The sequence below is a fragment of the Streptomyces sp. NPDC044063 genome (assembly GCF_056434285.1).
The window spans coordinates 87300-105733 of record NZ_JBWKFM010000020.1; the positions used below are offsets into that span (position 1 = coordinate 87300).

An 18434-nucleotide genomic window follows, 5' to 3' on the forward strand; every position below is an offset into this window, starting at 1 on the left:
CTCATGGCCACGATGCGTATCTTCTACGACATCAACGTGCTCGACCAGCCGGTCGTTTCTGCTGTGCGCCTGAGTTTGAACGGCAAGGACGTGACAGTGACGATCAGCAATATGAGTGCCTTCCGGTTCTCGGTGACACCGAAGGGAAACATCGGCGACAAGATCCTCGGCACGATCGCCAAGCCGCTGGCGGACATCCTGGGGGCGACCGTACTGCCGCAGCTGATCTCGGGACTCGTCCGGGGGAGAAGCTTCACCGCCTTCGGGCTCGGCGAGATCACCCAGCGCATCGGAGGGGAGGAGATCGCCCTGAGAATCGACAATCCGGCCATGGACACCCGCGATGGGATGTTGAGGCTGAGCTCTTCCCTCACCGTGAAGTGAACGTAGCGCCGAGGAGGCCGCGTTGTCCGTCATTCCCGCGCTCATCATGTTCCGGGTCGCTCTCAGCCCTCCGATCACCGTTCACGTTCAGATCACCGGGCTGACCGACAAAGAACTCAAGGCGAAGATCAAGAAAATCAACTCCTTCAAGGTGAGTCTGGAACCCCTGGGCCCACCCGTGCAGAAGCTCCTGGCGTCAGCAGTGGCGGCATTCACCAAGCACATGGTGGAGCAAGTGCCCAAGAAGGTCAGCGACGAGGTCGTCGGCAAGGAGATGAACCTGGATCTCGGCGGCGCCCTGGGCTACCACTTCGACGTGTCCGGAGTGAAGGTCAAGGCATCCCCGGCCAACCTTTCCCTCGCCAATCACCAGTCCATGCTCCTGATCAGCGGTGACCTCGTCGTCAGCTGAGCGAGCCTCGCACCACCCCGTCCCGTTGTGCTCCCAGCTGGAGGCCCGTATGACCCACCCCGACAGTCGGCCGTCGGGCGCCACGCTCGACGTGCCCGACACCGCTCCCTTTCCGCTGGCCCGCACAGTGGCGATGCCCGAGGACTTCGGGTGCGCCACCGGCGCGATCAGCTTCCACCTCACGGACCTCGTGCTACGGGCCACCGGCGTCGTCCGCGACGGCGAGAACGAGACGGTGTGCGATCTGGAACTGACCGGGCGACACCACATCACGGCCGTCCCCGACCCCGTGTGCGAGATCGACCACGGGGGAAACCTCGACTTCCTCCCCGCCCAGTCCCTCCAGCCCACCGAGGGCGGAGCCGACCCGGCGGAGACCCACAAGCCCGACCCCAAGGCTCCCCAGTGGGCCGATGCCGCGAGGAACGAACGCAAACGCCTGGAAAAGATGTCGAACGGGAAGAAGCTGCTCGCCCAGTACGACAAGCACAACGAGATCTACGACGAACTCTTCCGCCAGGTCGACGTGATCGAACAATGGCGCGGAGACACCACCCGGGCGATGTGCGCCGACACCCACCTGTCGGTGAAGGACAACACCGTGATCAACGAGAAGTCCTACCTCAATGAGAAGGAGAACGTTCAGCAGCCGTACAACGCCCACGCCTTCCAGCGACAGATGATGGTGACGGCTCAGCTCAGCCGGTTGCGCAAGAAGAAGCCCAAGGCGGAGCAGCAGAAATACGCGGACGCGGCACTGGCGATCCTCGACTTCAGGGGCAAGGTCGAAGGTACGGGCAACAAGTCCGACGCCGTCGCCAAGATGACGCGCGAAGACGTCTACACCGCGGTCACCACTCCGCCCCCCAGCGCCGTCAACCTCCCGCCGCCGACCCTCGCCGACCTGACGCAGTACGACGAGGAGGAGCCCGGCGAAGGCGGCGCCGGCGCCGCCGCCGCACCGGGGCCCTACACACTCACCGAGGAGGAACGGGTCCTGGTGCGCCAGGTGCACCTCGACGCGGCACGCCGGGAGGCCGCCCACCCGGACGGCAGCGGGCGCCCTCTGTTCAGCGGCACCGTCACCGCCCGGATCCAGGGGGTGCGCCTGGTGCGGCAGCCCGGTGCCTCCCTCCGCGTCGACATCCCGGCCTTCGACCTCGACCTCGACGACGCCGTCTGGACGGGCGCTGCCGCCGACGTGGCCCGGGACCGGCTGCGTCGTACGCACTTCCCCCAGCGGTTGCTCCACGACGCGGTCAGGGCGAGACTGCGCCGGGCCGCGCTCAAGGGATGGCCCGACGCCCCGGACGCCGCAGAGGAGTCCCCCTGAGCACCGCACTCGTCCCCGCCCGGCCCGACGTCTTCGACGATCAGGGCGATCGTGACCTGCCGACCCGGATCTGGGCGGAACTGCTCGCCGAGGACCGCCCCCGCTACCAGAGGCGTCTGGCCGAGGCCCTGGGCCCGCAGGAGGATTACCTCACCGACACCGAGCACCAGCTCTACCGGGCGGGAAAGCAACTGCGCCCTCTTCTCCTGCTGCTCACCGCGCGCCTGGTGCACGGCCCCACCGAGCTGCCGGACAAGGCGGTGGACGGCGCGGTCTCCCTGGAGATGCTGCACGTCGCCACGCTCATCCACGACGACGTGGTGGACGACTCGCTGCTGCGCCGGGGACTGCCGTCGGTGAACGCCGCCCGCGGCGAGGCGACCGCGGTCCTCGTCGGAGATCTACAGTTCGTCCAGGCGATCAGGGGCTTCGTCGAGGCCATCGACCACAGCCGCGACATGGACCTGGTCAAACTCGTCCTCGACACCGCGTTCCGAGTGTGCTGCGGGGAGTTGGACGAGCTGGCCACCGACCCTTCGGCACCTGTCGACGAGCTGGTGACCCGCTACTGGCGCACCATCGAACGCAAGACGGCGGTGCTCTTCGGACTCGCCTGCGAGGCCGGGGCCGCGCTCGCCGACGGACGGACGAGCGAGTCCCGTCGGCTGGGCTTCTACGGCCGCAGGGTCGGCCGGGCCTTCCAGATCATGGACGACCTCTTCGACCTCGCCTCCTCGGACACCGCCGCGGGCAAGCCACGCGGCATGGACCTTGTGCAGCGGCGGCCCTCGCTGCCGCTCGTCCTGGCGGCGGAGGAACTGGGGCCGGACCACCGGGTCGCCCGGGTGCTGCGCGGCGCGCCGTTGGCCGAGGGGGAGCTGCCCGGCCTGCTGGACGAGGTGTGCGCCACGGCCGCGTTCGGCAGGAGCTGGGCCCAGGCACGGGAACAGGCCCTGGACGCCCTGGAGTACCTGCGGCCATTTCCCCCTTCCTGCTACCGCAGAGCGCTCCAGGACCTGGCGCTCTACGTCGTGGACCGCGCGCCCTGACCATTCGACCGCGGTGCACGCGTCGTACACCTGACAAACGAAAGGCCGCCGCCCATGGCGCAGAAACTCTTCCGGCTCCTCTTCACCGCGGTCGCCGCGCGAGCCAACAACCGTGCCCACCCCACCATGTGGCTGCCGCGCGTGCTGCAGAAGCTCCCCGGCGAGGGAGGCCAGGGCACACTCCTCCCGGTCAAGGGCACCGACTGGAAGGTGGGCGCGATCGAGGGCAGCAACGGGATCTCGCTGCAGTCGATCTTCGCCCAGGGCTGGTGGGCCACCGTCCAGGACCTGGTGAACGACGGGGCCAAGCTCAAGGGGCTTGAGGTCATTCACCACCCGGACGCCGACAAGCGATGGCCGGTGCTCACCGCCACGAAGGCCACCGTCACCGGGCTGGACAACGTCTTCCTCGACGGAAAGCCCACCGTTCGCGAGGACGGCGGCGACTACCTCTGCGACGTCGTCCTGCGCTTCGGCCACTACAAGACCGCGGACGGAGTCAGCGCCGACGCCGTCACGGTCGATGGTGAGTACACCGCCAATCTCACCCTGGGCGTGTCGGACGTCAGGACCAAGGAGGAAGAGGAGGAGGACAAGAAGAACAACAGACCACGGAAGCTCACCAAGAGGCCGGCACCGCACCCCGATCTGAAGTCATGGCCGATTCAGCCCATCCTGGCCTACGGGAAGTTCCGCTTCCACTTCAACGATCTCACGGCCGCCGTGCTGACCCGGGTGCGCGTGGCCGGCAGTGGTACGAGCCGCACGCTGACCACGGCGATCGAGAGCGTGAAGATCAATGCCGGCGCCAAGAAGATGACCGTGGACACCGATGCCTTCACCATGAAGACCGCGGACATCAAGGACGACAAGTTCGACGAGCAGATGCGGCGGAAGGCGGCGCTGAACCTCTTCACCGCGAAGGAGACCGCCGACTTCGTGATGCGCGCGATCGCCGGGCAGCTGGGATCCGCCGACACCAGGAAGCGACTCGGCCAGGCCATCGGCGAGCAGATCTCCAGAGCCCTCGAACAGAGCGTCGGTAAGGGCGCCCCCGCCAGCCCCTCGGGCAGCTCCGGCACACCGGTGGACGCCTATCTCTTCGACCGAGTCCGCACGGCCGTCGGTGACCGGAAGTCCCCGCTGTTCGCACCGTCGGTGGTCCTCTCCCTCACCAAGCCCACCCTGGACCCCTACAAGACCGATGAGATCAGGCTCGGCGACCTCAGGCTCAATTTCTCCGGGACGGACTTCGTGTTGTCCGACTTCCGTCTGAAGGAGGTGACGGCGGTCGGCCTCTCCAACGCCTTCATTCCGGTGGACACCTTCACCGACAAGAACGACCTGGTGAGCGGCAGGGTCCGGCTGGCCTCGGTGGCCGAGCCGGGAGACGCCGTCGCACGGCGCACAGGAGGTGATGTCACCGTCCCCATCTCCAAGCCGCCACTGCGCTTCGAGAGCAAGTTCGAAACAAGGGTCGAGGAAACCCCGTTGGACGGCAGGATCGAGGTGGAGATCACCGACTGTGCCCTGGACAGCGTGATGAGGCCGTCGGGCACCGCACTCGAGGACCTGACCCTGACGTTCACGAAGCTGGCTCTCAACGAACCGGTGAAGACGCACATCAAGTTCAAGGCCAAGACGAGTTTCGAAGACGACATCAACAAGGCGATCAACACGCGCGCCATCTACCTGGAGGTCATCAAAGGAATCCAGAAGGAACTGGACAAACGGCTCAAGGAGATCTCCGAGGCCGTCACCGCCGACGTCCGGAAGATGCTGAAGACCCGGCTCGGGGACCCGGCATGAGCCCCCGCCCGCACGGTTCCGGCGGAGACGGCCGCCCGTGAAGATCGACGCCCTCCACCGGCTGCTGACGGATCCCTCGCGCACGGGCGGCGACGGCCGCTGGTCCCTGCCCGCTCAACTGGTCGGCGGTGAGGCCGGTCGCCTGATCACCACATGGGTCGGGCCCAGCCTGCACATCGCGGAATCCTCGCTGAAACGAGTCGGCGACACCGTCGTCGCCTCGGGCAGGACGAGCCTGCTGGGCCTGGTCGACCACCAGGTCAGCGGGCTCGTCTTCGGCCTCGTCGACAAGGACGGACGCCCGGCGCCGGAGGGCATCCCCACCCTCCGCATCCCCCTCCAGCTGCCCGACAAGTACTCGCTGGCCACGTCTTTCCCCGTCCTCAAGGACACCCCCCTCGCGAAGCTCGCGCTCTCCGGCGCTGCCTTCCAGCTCTCCTCCGCAGGGCTCGGTGTCAAGGCGCGGCACCTCCTCGCCCCGCAAGGCCGGTTGCGCGACGTCGTGGACCTGCTGCGGCAGGCGGCCGACGAACTGCCGATCACCGGTTCCATCTCCGCCGCGTCGGGGCTCCCCGGCACGAAGGACGGCATTCAGCCGGAGATCCGGCTGCGCACCCGCGGTCTCGGGGTGGAGACGCCGAAGCTGTCATTCTACCTGCGCCTGGCGTCACGGCTCGACAACAAGCACTGGCAGCACAGGGTGGAGGTCGCCGCCGAGGCACAACTGACCGGAAGCACCAAGCTGCTGCTGACCGCCGACCTCGGCACGCAGGACAAGAAGCTGCTGTTGCGGACCGCCCCGGCCTCCGGCACCGGCCATCGGTCCGACACGCTCTCCCAGTGGGTGGGCGAGTCCCTCGACGCACCCCTGCGCGGACTGAAGCTGGGGTCGCTCGTCACGCTGAGCGGCTTGGAGATCGACCTCGACACCGGGTCGCTGCGCTCAGGCCTCGCGACCGCCGTGAGCGACCTGCGCCTGGCCATGGCACTGGCGAAGGGGGGAACCTGGAGCCTCGACGGCAGCCGCCTGAACCTGACCGACATCGCGGTCACCGCGCAGATCGCCGCGCCGCTGACGAAAGCCAAGCGCGAGGTGACCGCGACCGCGGGCGGGACCGTGGCGCTCGGCTCCGGGGTCTCACTGGAAGCGAAGGGCACCTTCACCGCGAAGGCCGCCACGTTCCGCCTCGCGGCCAAGGAGGGCACCTCGCTCACCGCCCTGGTGTCGGCGGCCGGCGTGCCGATGGACGGGGGGTGCCCGGAACTGCGGATGAAGGCGCTCGCCGCGGAGGTCACCGTGCCGCGCGGTCCCTTCACCGTGGACGCGCAGGTCGACGGCAAGTGGAGCCTCAACCTGGGCAGCGCCGAAGTTCACCTCACCCAAGGCGCCCTCAGACTCAGCCGACCGGAGAAGAAGGGAAATCCCGGCCCGCCGACCGGTGGCAAGCTCACCGCCGTCGCCCAGGTCGAACGGAAGTCCGGGGACGGGGCCGCCGCCGGCGTCCCGCAGTTCTCGGCGACCTGGGGGCTCCCCGGAACGTTCCGCCTCGCCGGTTCCGTACCCAAGCTCAGCCTGCCGTCCCTCGTCTCCGGCCTGGCCGGAGACGGCGCCCTCACCTGGCCGGACGAGTTTCCCACGATCGAGATCGCGCAGGCGGCCCTCGCGCTGACCGTGGCCCCGGGCGGTGGGAACGGCGGCGGCACCAACGGCAAGGGCGCCGTCTACGACCTCCGGGCCGGCGGCACCGTGAGCATCGGCGGGACCGAGCTGGTCCGGGTGGTGTGTCTGGCCCGCAAGAGCGGCACGAAGACCGTGGTGGCCGCCGCCCTGTGGAAGCCCGGCTGGACCTTCTCGCTCGGCGACCTGCCCGGCTGCGACGAAACCCTGAAGCAAGTGCTGGGGGTGCTCACTTTCCGCGAGACCGGACTGCTCATCGCCACCCGGTCAGGGGCGCAGCTGGAGTGGGACGGGCAACAACCCCCCAAGAGCCTGCCGTCGAAGACCGCGGCCGGGGTCACCTTCTTCACCCAGGTCGGCTTCGGCCCGGCTCTCCAGCCGGCGCTGAAGGCCATCGGGGTCACCGACTTCCACGGCCTCCCGCTCTCCGCGACCCTGGCGAAGAAGCTCGCGGACACCACCATCAGCCTGCGCCTGGGCAAGGCCCCGGCGATCGGCGTGGAGTCCTTCCACCTCGACGTGAAGCCCAAGCTGCTGCAGTTCGCCCTGCGCGCGGAGATGCGTCTGCGCTTCCGCGACCTGACCGGCAGCACGGTGGAGCTCGGCCTCGTGGCCGGGGGCGCGCTCGGGCTGTCCGGCGACCTCCTGGTGACGTTCGTCGTCAGGGCCGCCGGGATCGAGAACGAGCAGTGGATGGACGCCCTGGTCGGCTACACCGGCGGAGCCGGCCTGGTGAAGCACGAGCCCGGAAAGCCTCCCGACAACGCCCCAGGGTGGAAGGACGCGCTCGGGATCAAGGGACTGACCATCGAGCACTTCTGGGGCGAGATCGGGTTCCTGGCGAAGTCGCCCGGACTGTCCGTGGGGCTCGGAGGGGCGGTGAGGCTCGCGGCCAGCGGCGGCGGGCACGTCCAGTTGCGGCTGGCCGTCAGCGTGGCCATCGAGGGGCCGGTGGTCAAGCCCAACGCCTACGAGTTCCACCTCGAGGCCGGAGGGAACGGTGACAAGGGCGTCACCCTCGCCGCGCTGCTCAGCCAGTTCACCCAGCAGGACCTCAATGGCGTGCCACTGCTGCGCGACCTCGAACTGCGCAAGCTCATGATGGCCGTGGTCACCGTTCCCTGGGAGAACCCCGCCACCAAGCAGACGTGGGATCCGGGTCTGTGGGTCGGTGGCGATCTCGTCATCTTCAGCTACCACGCGGTCTTCGGGGTGCGGCTCAGCAAGGAGGGCATCACCGCCTTCGGGCACGTCGACAAGCCGATCCGTCTGGTCCCCGACATCGTGGAGTTCACCAGCACCACCAAGAACGAGCAGGGGAAGTGGACCGGACCGCGGGCGGCCATCGACACCACGAAGATCACCTCGTCCGCTGGTCCGCACAAGCCGTATCTCTTCCTGGACGCACGCTGCACCCTGCTCGGGATGACCAGCAGCATCAAGGCCGAGGCCGACCGGTCGGGGACGCTGCACTTCGAGTGGGAGGCATCGCAGTTCAAGGTCTTCAAGGAAAAAGTCGTCTGCCAACTGGACAAGAAGGCATTCACGGGAAAGGTCGCCGGCGAGCTGTCCGTGCGGCTCACGATCAACACCCCGGTGAAGATCGCGGGGCATACCGTGCTCCCCAAGATGGACGTCCCCGTCACCCTCGCGGCCGCCGTCACCATCACCACCAGCCCGGGCTTCCGCTTCCATGTGGGCGGCATGTTGGCCCTCGGCAAGCAGAAGATCCAGGTCGACTTCGACCTCAATGACCTGCGCGACTGGAACCGTCTCCGCGACGAGATCATCAAGTACTTCACCGACTATCCCAAGGAAGCCCTCGCCTGGCTGTTCAAGAACGTGCAGGTCTGGGCGAAGCTCGTCGGCGAGGGATTCATCAAGATCACCGAGGACGTCGCACGCGTCCTCAAGGACTCCTTCAAGGTGGCCGCCGACACGGCGGCCAAGCTGCTGAAGGACGCCGGTGTGACGGCCGAGCAGGCGATCAGGGCGCTCAAGGACGTCTGGGGAATGACCGAGAAGGCGATCCAGGACGCCCTCGTCACGGTCTGGAAGCTGTCGACCGAGCAAGCCCGCAAGCTTCTGGACAGTCTCCTCAAGGCGTGCCCCATCACCCGGGCGGCCATGGCCGCCTGACCGGCACACGGCTACCGGCCCGCAGCCACCGCCCGGCTCGGCCCGGCTCAGCCCGGGAGAGGGAACACCGGTTCGCGCCCGAGCCCCATCCGTACGCACTGCACCTCGGTCGTCCAGCCGTGGTGTCCGGCGGCGTTCGCCGCGGCGGAGGCCCGCTGGAGGAAGGCGTCGGCGTCGTCCACCAGCCGGGCGGCGGCGCCGCAGTCCTCGACGGCCCGCACCAGCGATCGCCAGGCACGCTCTTCGGTCCGGCCCCCGGCCCGGACCTCCCGCCCGTACGCGGCCCAGGCCTTCCGCCCCCGTTCGTCGAGGGCCCACCACAGCGCACTGCGCGTACCGGACGCCGCGTCCTCCGCGGCGTCCTCCACGTCGTCGATCAGCCGCCAGGCCACCACGAAGTCCCGTACGCAGTCGGAGGTTCCCGGGGCGGCCCTCCTGGCCTCCTCCAGCAGGCGGGGCGCCAGCAGCCAGATCGCCGCCTGGGCGGTGAAGACCTCAAGGTAGTGGTCCAGGCGGTACACCGGACCGGAGGACGCCAGTGCCTGGACGTAGCGATCGAGATGGCCGGCCACAACGGACTCGGGAACTTCCCAGGCCCCGGCCGCCCGCCGGGCGAAGCGGTCCATCGACTGCCATGCGACGGTCCGCAGCTGGAGCCCGAGCATGTCAACCGACAGCTGGCCGTCCAGGAGATGGTCATCGAGGAGGTGGACCAACAGGCTCAGGGCATGGGCCTGTTCCAGCGCCTGCCAGGCGCGAGCCTCTCCGTCTTCCACCCCCGGCCCGCCGTCGACCGCTCCGGCACGCGCCCAGTGCAGGAAGGACCAGGCCGGCACCGGGAACAGCCCTACGAAGTCCTCGGGGCGGGCGGTGCCGGCGTAGACCCGGAGCAGTTCCCCGCCCGCGGCGGCCAGCTCCGCGGGCAGCCGGGCCGTCGCCGCCATCAGCGCCGCGCCGAGCCGATCGCTCAGGTCCACCACCGGCGCCATCTCCAGCGCCGGGCCCAGGCAGGCGCTCACGAGCCGGCGGTCGGCCCGGTCCAGCAGCGGACTCTCGGTCAGGCCGGCGGCGGACGCCGGTACGCGCACCATGTTCATCGGCACTTCTCCTGTTCGGACGGCGCGTCCGCGGACAGTCCCGTCGGACGCCGGTACGGTCGTACGCCGAAATCCCGTGCGGCCTCTTCCAACGCGTGGAAGCACGCCACCGCGCGGGCGTCCGCACCGGGCACGGAGCGGTCCCACAGCAGTGCCAGCACCGCGATCACCTGGCAGTCGTCCAGGCGCAGCGCCCAGCAGGGGGCCAGCCGGTGGGCGCGCAGGACGTCCTCCCACACCTCGATCGCCTGCCCGGCGGGAGCGCCCGGTGGCAGCGCCGGGGCGAACCAGAGCACCCCGCACCCGTCCATCGCGGGATCAGGCCGCGTGGGCATCCCGTTCGGCAGGCACCAGTAGGCGGTGCGCAGCCCCGCGAGATCGGGGACCTCGCACCCCTCCTCGACCGGCCCGTTCACCGCCGCGGCCGCGAACGGCACCCAGGCCCGCTCCACTTCGGCACGCACCGCCGCCAACTCGGCCCGGTCGCTGCCCCAGATGCCCGCCATCGCGCTCCAGCGCCCCGAGAACGGGGCGGGCAGGAGCGCCGCGAGCCGATCCCGGGCGACCGGCGCGTCACCGGAGGCGGCGGCGCCCACTCCAAGCTGAGCCGCGATGCGGTGGTCCGACAGCACGTCCAGGTCGGCCGTCAGCCTGCCGCTGAGCAGCCGGGCGCCGGCCCTGAGGACGTCGTCGAGCACGGCTCCGTCCGCGAGGACGAAGCACAGGTGCTGACGGACGGCAGGAGCCGGGTGCAGGCGCAGCGTCAGGTCCGTCACCATCGTCAGGCCCGCCTCCCGCAGCTGCCGGGCGGTCGAGGCGCCCGCCCAGGCCACCCGGGCGGGACGCCCGTCGCCGCCCAAGCCGCGGGCCTCGACCACATGGCGGGCCATGCGGCGGTACGGTCCGCTGCCGATGCCGTCCTGCAGGATGTTGCCGAGCACGGAGACATCCGGGCCCGCGCCGGTGGTCGGCGGCCACCACCGGCCGCCCGCCCGCCCCAGGTGCTCGGCCAGCGCTCCGAACGTGCTGCCGGGGCGCACGCGTACGTGGCCGACGCGATCGTTCACCACCTGGACTTCCGTCATGCGGTCCAGGGCGAACACCACCGTGCCCGGCAGCCGCGGCCGGGCCCCGCCGTAGCCCCAGTTGCGGCCCGTGGAGACGGTCTGCCAGGGCACCCCGCAGCGGTCGGTGACCCGCACGCACCGGGCGGCCTCCCGCATGTTCGCCGGCCGGACCACCGCGCGGCTGTCCCAGCCGCCCGGATAGGTGCCGGCGTTGAAGCGCTGCCAGACGGGCCCGGACGTGTGCACGTGATCCGGTCCGACGGCGGCGAGCCAGCCCGCCAGGGCCCGTTCCCACGCCCCGGTCATCGGGCGCACGGCTCGGGCGGGTGGGTCCAGAAGGTGCCGTCCCAGACGCCGCCGTCGCGATACGCCCGGGGGAAGTCCGGAAAGTGCAGGGCGGCCACCCCCGTAGCGGGATCGGCCACGTGGACGAGTCCTTCCCAGGCCCCGCAGAGCAGGACGAAGTGCGAACCGCCGCCGCTCCAGCGGATCTGGACTCCCACCGGCCGGCCCGCCACCAGCTCGCTTACCAGCCGGTCCCACGTGGGCCGCCCCGGGCTCCAGTGGGAGAAGCAGTCCACCACGATCAGCGCCTCGTCGAGCCTGGCGCCGCCGGTTCCGTCGGACGGATCGACGCTCTGACCGCCGCCGTGGCCGAGCGCACGGACCACGTCCTCCTGCGTGCACTCCGCGCCGTAGTACGCGGCCACGCCGGCGGCGACCGCGGCCCAGCACCATCGCCCGCCCCGCTGCCGCTCCACCACCGCGCCCAGCACCCGGCCGACGATGCGCACATCGGCCGCCGTCGGCTCGGCGGCCGCGGGCGGTTCGACGCGCAGCAGCACCCCTACCCCCGCCGTCCGCGCCCCGTCCGGTCGCTCACCACTGCACGGGCCAGTGGTCGCTGTCCTTGCTGACCAGCACCTTGGCCTTCCACTTGGTGGACGAGACGTCGGATACCAGGTAGTCCAGGATCCCGCCGCTGCGCTGCGTCGCCTGGTTGGGCGCGTAGACCTTCGCGCCTGCGGGGAACTGCGGGTCCTGCTGCAGCTTGGCGGGGCCGCGGTTGAAGTCGCCCAGGACGGCCCAGGACTTCAGCTTGTTCTGCGTGGCATAGGCGGCCGCGGTGTTCACCAGCTTCGCGGCGTCCCCGCCGCCGTTGGCGCTTGCGTGGACGGAGCAGAAAAGAGTGCTGTTGGCGACGTCCTTGACGCACAGCAGTGGCCGGTAGGGGCCCGGCACCTCCACCACGCCGGTGGCGGCCGGGGCCCAGTCGGTGACGATCCCGAGGTTCTTGGAGGAGTGCCGGAGGACGTACAGGTAGCGGGTGTAGTGGCGGGTGCTGGTGCCCACCTTCCATTTCCAGCCCGAGAGGTTCGGCCCCAGCTTCTGTTCGCGCTCCACGCCGGCCGGCGGAGTCGCGGAGACCTCTTGGAGCGCGACGACATGACGGGCGGCGGACAATTTCCCGACCGCCGCCCACCGGCTCGCCGATCCCTGGACGTTCCAGGTCGCCGGTCTTCCGCTGTCCGCGGCGGCATGCGCGGGGGGACCGTGCAGCAGCACGGTCGCGATCGCCGTCCCCAGTAGCGCCGCGGCCGCGGCCGCGAACGCACGTTTGCCGGGTCCTGCCTCGGAGGAAGAGTCGTTCTCCATGGGCGCCATGATGACCTGCACGACCGCGGGGCATGCGCCGCATCGCCGTCGCCATCGGCTGAAAGGATGACGAACGGCCGAGGGGTGCCGCTAGGTCCCGGAGGACAGGCGTGTGCCGAACTCATCCCGGCGATCTGGTGCTTTCCCGACACCACCGGGGCGCCCCGCGAAGGTCGTGGTCACTGGAGGCAGCGGATTCCTCGGCGGGCCGTGTGCGGCAGTTGACCGCGGCTGGACACCAGGCCAGATCGCTGCACCGCCGCTTCAGTCGGCCCCTCGACGCACTCGGCGTCAACCAGTGGCTGGGTCGTTCGTAGCGGCGGTGCAGGCAGCGGCAGCCGCCCGTCCACGACAGGGCGCGTTCGATCATCCAACAGTGGGACCCAGACGGCTTTGAGTCTGCCCTCCCGCGGCGGGCGGTGCGCGGCACGACCTGCCTGCGTCGCAGCCAGCGGCGCAGGCGACCGCCGCCGCAGCCTTTGTCTGCGCGGAGTCCGGCGGGTGGCGGCCCGCCGAGCTGCCGCGGCTGAGGCCGCTGGTGGAGACGTAGCTTGGAGGCATGCGCGAGGGCGTGTCACGCACGCCGAGCCATCGCCGTCCTTGAGGAAGCCCGTGTCATCAATGATCAACGCGGTCGGTTTGGCCCTACTAGCGAGCGGACGGAACGGGCCAGGGCCCGGCGGAGCGATCACGCCCCGCCGGGCCCCGCGTGGTCCGAGCCATCATGCGGGCCGTCGAGGGCCGCCTCCCAGGGGGACACCCGTGCGGTGGGACTGGTCGCGGGAAGCCTGGGAGTTCTCGCTCTTGGCTGCCCCCAACACCATCCTCCAGACCGGCGCCCGCCCGGTCCGCGTCGACGTCGGCCCGTCACCTTCGACATCAACCCCGAGACGGCTGAAGCCGCGATCGCCCCGCTCACCCGGGCGATCGCGGTCATGCACTACGGCGGGCCAGGCTGCCACTGATGTCCGCGGACGTGCGCCACAACAGTCCCGGAACAGGGCACGACGACGGGTCGGCTCGTCGGCGGGGACGTAGCACTCGGCGTACTCGAACTTCTCCGGAGCCAGGCTGAGGATGTCACCACGATCAGCGACTCGGTGTCGTGAGAGTCGTCGTATCGGGTCACGCCCCTGCCGTTCACGCGGACGGCTTCCCCGTGGTTGCCGGGGACGGCGGCCATCGTCACACGCTCGGCGAGCGGGGCGGAAACGAAACCCTCCGCACGGTCACCCAGCCACGCGATGTGCACGTGACGATGCGGAACCTCTCCGGCACAGCTCCAGCAGGTCGGCGGCCCGATTCAGGCTTTCGACGGTCCGCTTCAGGGCGCCTTCGACGCCGTCACCGTGTCCGGCCGCTCGACCTCGGTGCCCTTGCGGCGAGCAGACCATGGGAGGGCGGATCGAGCCGCGGTCCGCACCCGGGACTGCTCCTCGCTACGGCAGCGCTTGCTCCGCCCAGATGATTTTGCCCCGGGCGTGATACCGGGTGCCCCAGCGGTCGCTGAGCTGGGAGACGAGGAAGAGGCCGCGCCCGCCCTCGTCCTCGTCGGCGGCATAGCGCAGATGGGGCGAGGTGCTGCTGGTGTCGGAGACCTCGCAGATCAGGGTGCGCTCGTGGAGGAGGCGGACGCCGATGGGGCCGGCAGCGTGGCGGATGGCGTTGGTGATCAGTTCGCTGAGGATCAGCTCCATGGCGAAGACCGTCTCCTCCAGCCCCCACTCGGTCAGTTGCCGCGTGATGTCGGCGCGGGCCCCGGCCACGGCGGAGGGCTCGCAAGGGACGTCCCATGCCGCGATCCGGTCGGCGTCCATGCGGCGGGTCCGGGCGACGAGGAGGGCGATGTCGTCACTGCGCCGGCCGGGAGGGAGGGCCTCGAGCACGGCCTCGCAGGTCTCCTCGGGCGTGCGGCCGGGCACTCCCAGGACCGTCCCGAGAATCGCCAGGCCGCTACCGGTGTCGCGCTCGCGTCCGCCGACGAGACCGTCGGTGTAGAGAGCGAGGCTGCTGCCCTCGGGCAGGTGCAGTTCCACCGCTTCGAAGGGCAGGCCGCCCAGGCCGAGCGGTGGTCCCGCGGGGAGCTCGGGGAAATCGACGGTGCCGTCGGGGCGGACGAGAGCGGGGAGAGGGTGGCCGGCGCGGGCCAGGGCGCAGGTTCCGTCGGTGGGGTCGTAGATCGCGTACAGGCAGGTAGCGCCTGCGACGGCGGGTTCGTCCCCCGCCGGGGCCGTGTCGTGGTCGATGAGGCAGACGAGCTCGTCGAGACGGCCGAGGAGTTCGTCCGGGGGCAGGTCGAGGGTGGAGAAGTTCTGTACGGCGGTGCGCAGCCGGCCCATGGTGGCGGCGGCGTGCAGTCCGTGTCCGACGACGTCGCCGACGACGAGGGCGACGCGGGCCCCGGGAAGCGGGATGACGTCGAACCAGTCGCCGCCCACCCCGCTCCGGGCGGGCAGATAGCGGTAGGCGACGTCGAGGGCGTTCTGCTCGGGCAGCCCACGAGGGAGCAGACTGCGTTGCAAGGTGACCGACATGGCGTGCTCGCGGGTGAATCGGCGGGCGTTGTCGACGCAGACGGCTGCCCGCGCCGCCAGTTCCTCGGCCAGGACCAGGTCGTCCTGGTCGAGGCGAGGGTTGTCAGCCGTGCGCCAGAAGTTGGCGACGCCCATCAGGACCCCGCGTGCCGTGAGCGGCACGGTGATGAGTGAGCGGAGGCCGAGCTCCAGGATCTTTCGCGTGCGTTCGGGATCACTCGCGCGCCATTCGGCGGCGGCCGACACGTCGGGCACCAGCACGGGGCGTCCGCTGAGGAGAACCCGGGCCATGGGAGTGCTCGGGTGGTACGCGTAGAGTTCGCCCACCTGGTGGAGCGGGGGGCCGCCGTAGGCGCCGGTGACCGCCACCCGGTGCAGCTCCGGTGCTTGCGGGTACGAGCCGGGGGTCGGCTCGTCGCCGCGCAGGACGGGATCGGCGAGATCGACGGAGGCGTAGTCGGCGAACCGGCGCACGGCCACCTCGGTGAGCTCCTCGGCCGTGCGCGTGATGTCCAGGGTCGTGCCGATGGCCACGCTCGCCTCGTACAGCAGCCGCAGCCTGCTCTGGGCCACCTCGGCCCTTCCGGTGAGTTCGCGGAGCTCGGTGGAGTCGCGCAGCGTGGTCACGCTGCCGCCGGACTCCTCATCGGGGTAGGTGGGCCGGTTGTTCACCACCAGCAGCCGGCCGCTGACCGGTAGTACCTCGTCGGTGACCGCACGGCCTGAGGCGAGCAGGTCTGCCATCCGGGGGACGAGGCCGAGACCTGAGACGGGGTGGCCTTCCGCGTCCGTGGGGAGTTCGAGGAGACGACGCGCCTCGTCGTTGACGAGCAGGGCCGTGCCGTCGCCGTCGACGATGACCACGCCTTCGCGCACCGCGTGCAGTACGGCGTCGTGGTGCTCGTACATCCTCGTCATCTCGGCGGGGTCCAGGCCGTGGGTCTGCCGCCGCAGCCGCCTGCTCACCAGGGCCGTCCCTGCCGTCGCCAGGCAGAGTGCGGCGACACCGGCACCGAGGACGAACGGGAGCTGGTGGTTGATCGCGCTGCTCACCTTGCCGGGGTTGAGGCCGGCCGACACCATGCCCACGACCCTGCCGCCGTCCCACACCGGGACGACGGCCTGCACTTCGGCCGCCATGGGGCCGTGGACCTGCTCGATGGTGACGTGGCCGTCGAGCGACGGTCCGATGGCGCCGACGAACTTCTTGCCGATCCAGTCGGGCCTGGGGCTCGTGTAGCGGATGCCGTCCCTGTTCATCACGACGATGAAGTCGACGCCGGCCGCCCGGCGGGCGCTCTCGGTCAGCGGCTGGAGCACCGCACTCGGATCGGGACCGCGCATCGCGGCCGGCAGGCTGGGCGCGTGAGCGAAGGACTCGGCGGCCGCCAGCGAGCGGGCGCGTGCCGCCTGGAACCTGTCGGTGCGTGCTTTGAGTACCAGCGTCACAATAGCGGCCGTGACGAGCACGACGACGATCAGTACCTGCAGCACGAACATCTGACCGGCGACGCTGTGAACGCTCGCCACTGGTCCCGTGCGCCGCGCCGACGGCTCCTGTGAGCCCGGCGGCCGCTGTCGCCGCTCACGTGAGGAGCGGCCCGGGAAGCGGGCCATGTGCCATCCCTATCGCCCCGTGCGGCGGCGACGGCGCACACCACGCCGTGGCATCGCACGGCTGCACGAGGGGTGGCCCCGGCGCAGGGTCGTAGCTGCCGACGCTGCAACTCCATCTGGCCGCCGCCATGGTCCATTGCCGACCTGACGTCCCTGGTCGAGTCGCGGACCTGTGGAAACGTCATTTTTCCACGTGACCTGACCTGGCTTGGTCCGACCTGACCGGAGGGTCGCGGCCCTTGACCTGTTTGTAGCTCTGCTCGATCCAGGTGCCGCAGACCGTAGATCCGCACGATCTCAGCAAGGCTGGCCGGGTCGGCGGTGGCCACGACCAGGCGGAGGCTTCCGTCCGGGCCCCACCGGCCGAGCCGGGCATCGGCGGCCCGCCAGGTGGCGGTGTGCCCGTCGCGGAAGGTGCGCATGATCGGTGACCAGTCGCCGGGATGGTCCGGGTCCGCCAAGGCCAGGAGGCGGGCGCCGTCGACGGGTGTGTGGGCGTCCGCTCCGTGGGTCCAGGTGCCGTGGCGGAGTTCGAGGGCCATGACGAACGGCAGGCCGGCGAACCCTTCTTGCAGTTCAGCCCGGTCAGACCCTTCGTCCGCCGGGCCGCTGTTGCCCGAGCCCGGCCGCGGCGACGCGGCAGGCGCGCTCGCTGTCGCACGGCCGGACGGCGGTGGTATCAGGTCCGGGCCCCGGACTGCGCGGCGTTGTCCGCCCGGCTCCCGGGTGGCGCCCCGCCCGCCGGGGCGGGGGCCGCGGTCCGTACCGGCGAGTGATGTACGGACCTGCCGGGGGCGGGGGGTCACGCCCCCGTGGTGGTCACTGCGAGGACCACCAGGTCGACTCGGTGACGGCGGTGTAGCCCAGCGACTCGTACAGCGGCCGGCCGAGCCGTGAGGCGGTGAGGGTCACCGTGAGGTTCGCCAGGGGCGCGAGCGAGCCGAGCATGACGGCGCGCCCGACGCCGCGGGAACGGTGCGCCGACGACGTGGCGACCCAGTAGTGGCTGGCGGAACCGTCGTGGACGACGGTGACACCGGCTCCCGCCACCTCGCCGTCGAGGACGGCGAGAAAGACGTCCACGCCCGGCTGCTCGGTCAGTGCCGTGGGGAACATCTCGCCGGGACGGTAGGGGGCGAATCTGGTCAGCTCGAAGCCGTCGATCACGATCTGCTCGGCGGTCCGCAGCTCGTCCGTCTGCTCGACTCGGACGACCTCCATCGCAGGGGCGGCGACAGGGCCGGGCGGGCGCACCATGATGGGCATCTGCCAGTTGCGCATGCCCAGGTGGCTCAGATCGGTGGAACTGAACGGGTCCTCGGCATCCACCGGTCCGGTCGACCGGCCGGCCAGCTCGGTCAGCTCGGCGAGCTCGTGCGTGCCGAGGTCGGCCTCCTGGAGCAGGATGCGCGTCCCGGCGCGCTCGCCGCCGAGCACGGCGAGGAAGCCGCGCCGGCGGATCACCTCGTGGCCGCGGGAGTTCCCGGTCGCGGCCCAGAACGCGGCGGAGTTGCGGGCCTGCCGTATCGCCGCGTCGTCGAAGGCCGCGGGGCGATCCGGACGGTCCTGCCTGCCTCGATCCTCGACACGAGCGTCGGGGGTGGTCTGCCGAGTATTGGCCACGGGTGGCTCCTGTTCAGTTGCTGTGCGGTGATCCGG

At 70.5% G+C, this 18434-nt stretch carries 12 protein-coding genes and 1 pseudogene; 6 read left to right on the forward strand and 7 right to left on the reverse strand.

Going from position 1 to position 18434, the window contains the following annotated elements:
- Positions 1–3 precede the first annotated feature (3 nt).
- The 6 genes from AC07BS_RS23595 to AC07BS_RS23620 are packed head-to-tail and all read left to right on the forward strand — an operon-like array spanning position 4 to position 8804.
- Positions 4–384, forward strand: a complete 381-nt coding sequence (locus tag AC07BS_RS23595; protein ID WP_478934272.1) for a hypothetical protein — start codon at positions 4–6, stop codon at positions 382–384.
- Positions 385–406: 22 nt separating this feature from the next.
- Complete coding sequence (locus AC07BS_RS23600) at positions 407–796, forward strand: hypothetical protein (protein WP_478934274.1); 390 nt, start codon at positions 407–409, stop codon at positions 794–796.
- Between the two features lie 49 nt (positions 797–845).
- Positions 846–2129: a hypothetical protein gene (locus tag AC07BS_RS23605; protein WP_478934276.1), complete on the forward strand. Its 1284-nt coding sequence runs from the start codon at positions 846–848 to the stop codon at positions 2127–2129.
- Positions 2090–3178 (forward strand): polyprenyl synthetase family protein, encoded by a 1089-nt coding sequence (locus tag AC07BS_RS23610; RefSeq protein WP_478934278.1) that lies wholly within the window; start codon positions 2090–2092, stop codon positions 3176–3178. Before AC07BS_RS23605 ends, AC07BS_RS23610 begins: the two co-directional genes overlap by 40 nt.
- A gap of 54 nt (positions 3179–3232) precedes the next feature.
- Positions 3233–4987, forward strand: coding sequence for a hypothetical protein (locus AC07BS_RS23615; RefSeq protein ID WP_478934280.1), 1755 nt, complete (start codon positions 3233–3235; stop codon positions 4985–4987).
- Between the two features lie 37 nt (positions 4988–5024).
- Positions 5025–8804, forward strand: coding sequence for a hypothetical protein (locus tag AC07BS_RS23620; RefSeq protein WP_478934282.1), 3780 nt, complete (start codon positions 5025–5027; stop codon positions 8802–8804).
- Positions 8805–8851: 47 nt separating this feature from the next.
- Here AC07BS_RS23620 and AC07BS_RS23625 read toward each other — a convergent pair whose 3' ends face one another.
- From AC07BS_RS23625 to AC07BS_RS23655, 7 genes and pseudogenes are all read right to left on the reverse strand, one after another.
- The gene (locus tag AC07BS_RS23625) at positions 8852–9901 is read right to left on the reverse strand and encodes a hypothetical protein (RefSeq protein ID WP_478934284.1); all 1050 of its coding nucleotides are present in this window, start codon (positions 9899–9901) and stop codon (positions 8852–8854) included.
- Positions 9898–11274: an FAD-binding oxidoreductase gene (locus AC07BS_RS23630; RefSeq protein WP_478934286.1), complete on the reverse strand. Its 1377-nt coding sequence runs from the start codon at positions 11272–11274 to the stop codon at positions 9898–9900. The genes AC07BS_RS23625 and AC07BS_RS23630 overlap by 4 nt, the downstream gene beginning before the upstream one ends.
- Complete coding sequence (locus tag AC07BS_RS23635) at positions 11271–11813, reverse strand: papain-like cysteine protease family protein (RefSeq protein ID WP_478934288.1); 543 nt, start codon at positions 11811–11813, stop codon at positions 11271–11273. The genes AC07BS_RS23630 and AC07BS_RS23635 overlap by 4 nt, the downstream gene beginning before the upstream one ends.
- A 34-nt stretch (positions 11814–11847) precedes the next feature.
- The gene (locus tag AC07BS_RS23640) at positions 11848–12624 is read right to left on the reverse strand and encodes an endonuclease/exonuclease/phosphatase family protein (RefSeq protein ID WP_478934290.1); all 777 of its coding nucleotides are present in this window, start codon (positions 12622–12624) and stop codon (positions 11848–11850) included.
- A 1439-nt stretch (positions 12625–14063) separates the two neighbouring features.
- Positions 14064–16658 (reverse strand): SpoIIE family protein phosphatase, encoded by a 2595-nt coding sequence (locus AC07BS_RS23645; RefSeq protein WP_478934292.1) that lies wholly within the window; start codon positions 16656–16658, stop codon positions 14064–14066.
- 310 nt (positions 16659–16968) lie between these two features.
- A pseudogene (locus AC07BS_RS23650) lies at positions 16969–17431 on the reverse strand (IS701 family transposase); the annotation flags it as partial.
- 163 nt (positions 17432–17594) lie between these two features.
- Entirely contained in the window at positions 17595–18398 is an 804-nt protein-coding gene (locus AC07BS_RS23655) for a GNAT family N-acetyltransferase (protein WP_478934294.1), read from the reverse strand.
- Between the last annotated feature and the right edge of the window lie 36 nt (positions 18399–18434).

Coding starts and splice junctions, on each gene's coding strand:
- AC07BS_RS23595 (WP_478934272.1), top strand. CDS start 4: ATGGCCACGATGCGTATCTTCTACGACATCAACGTGCTCGACCAGCCG.
- AC07BS_RS23625 (WP_478934284.1), bottom strand. CDS start 9,901: ATGAACATGGTGCGCGTACCGGCGTCCGCCGCCGGCCTGACCGAGAGT.
- AC07BS_RS23605 (WP_478934276.1), top strand. CDS start 846: ATGACCCACCCCGACAGTCGGCCGTCGGGCGCCACGCTCGACGTGCCC.
- AC07BS_RS23645 (WP_478934292.1), bottom strand. CDS start 16,658: ATGTTCGTGCTGCAGGTACTGATCGTCGTCGTGCTCGTCACGGCCGCT.
- AC07BS_RS23615 (WP_478934280.1), top strand. CDS start 3,233: ATGGCGCAGAAACTCTTCCGGCTCCTCTTCACCGCGGTCGCCGCGCGA.
- AC07BS_RS23640 (WP_478934290.1), bottom strand. CDS start 12,624: ATGGAGAACGACTCTTCCTCCGAGGCAGGACCCGGCAAACGTGCGTTC.
- AC07BS_RS23610 (WP_478934278.1), top strand. CDS start 2,090: ATGGCCCGACGCCCCGGACGCCGCAGAGGAGTCCCCCTGAGCACCGCA.
- AC07BS_RS23630 (WP_478934286.1), bottom strand. CDS start 11,274: ATGACCGGGGCGTGGGAACGGGCCCTGGCGGGCTGGCTCGCCGCCGTC.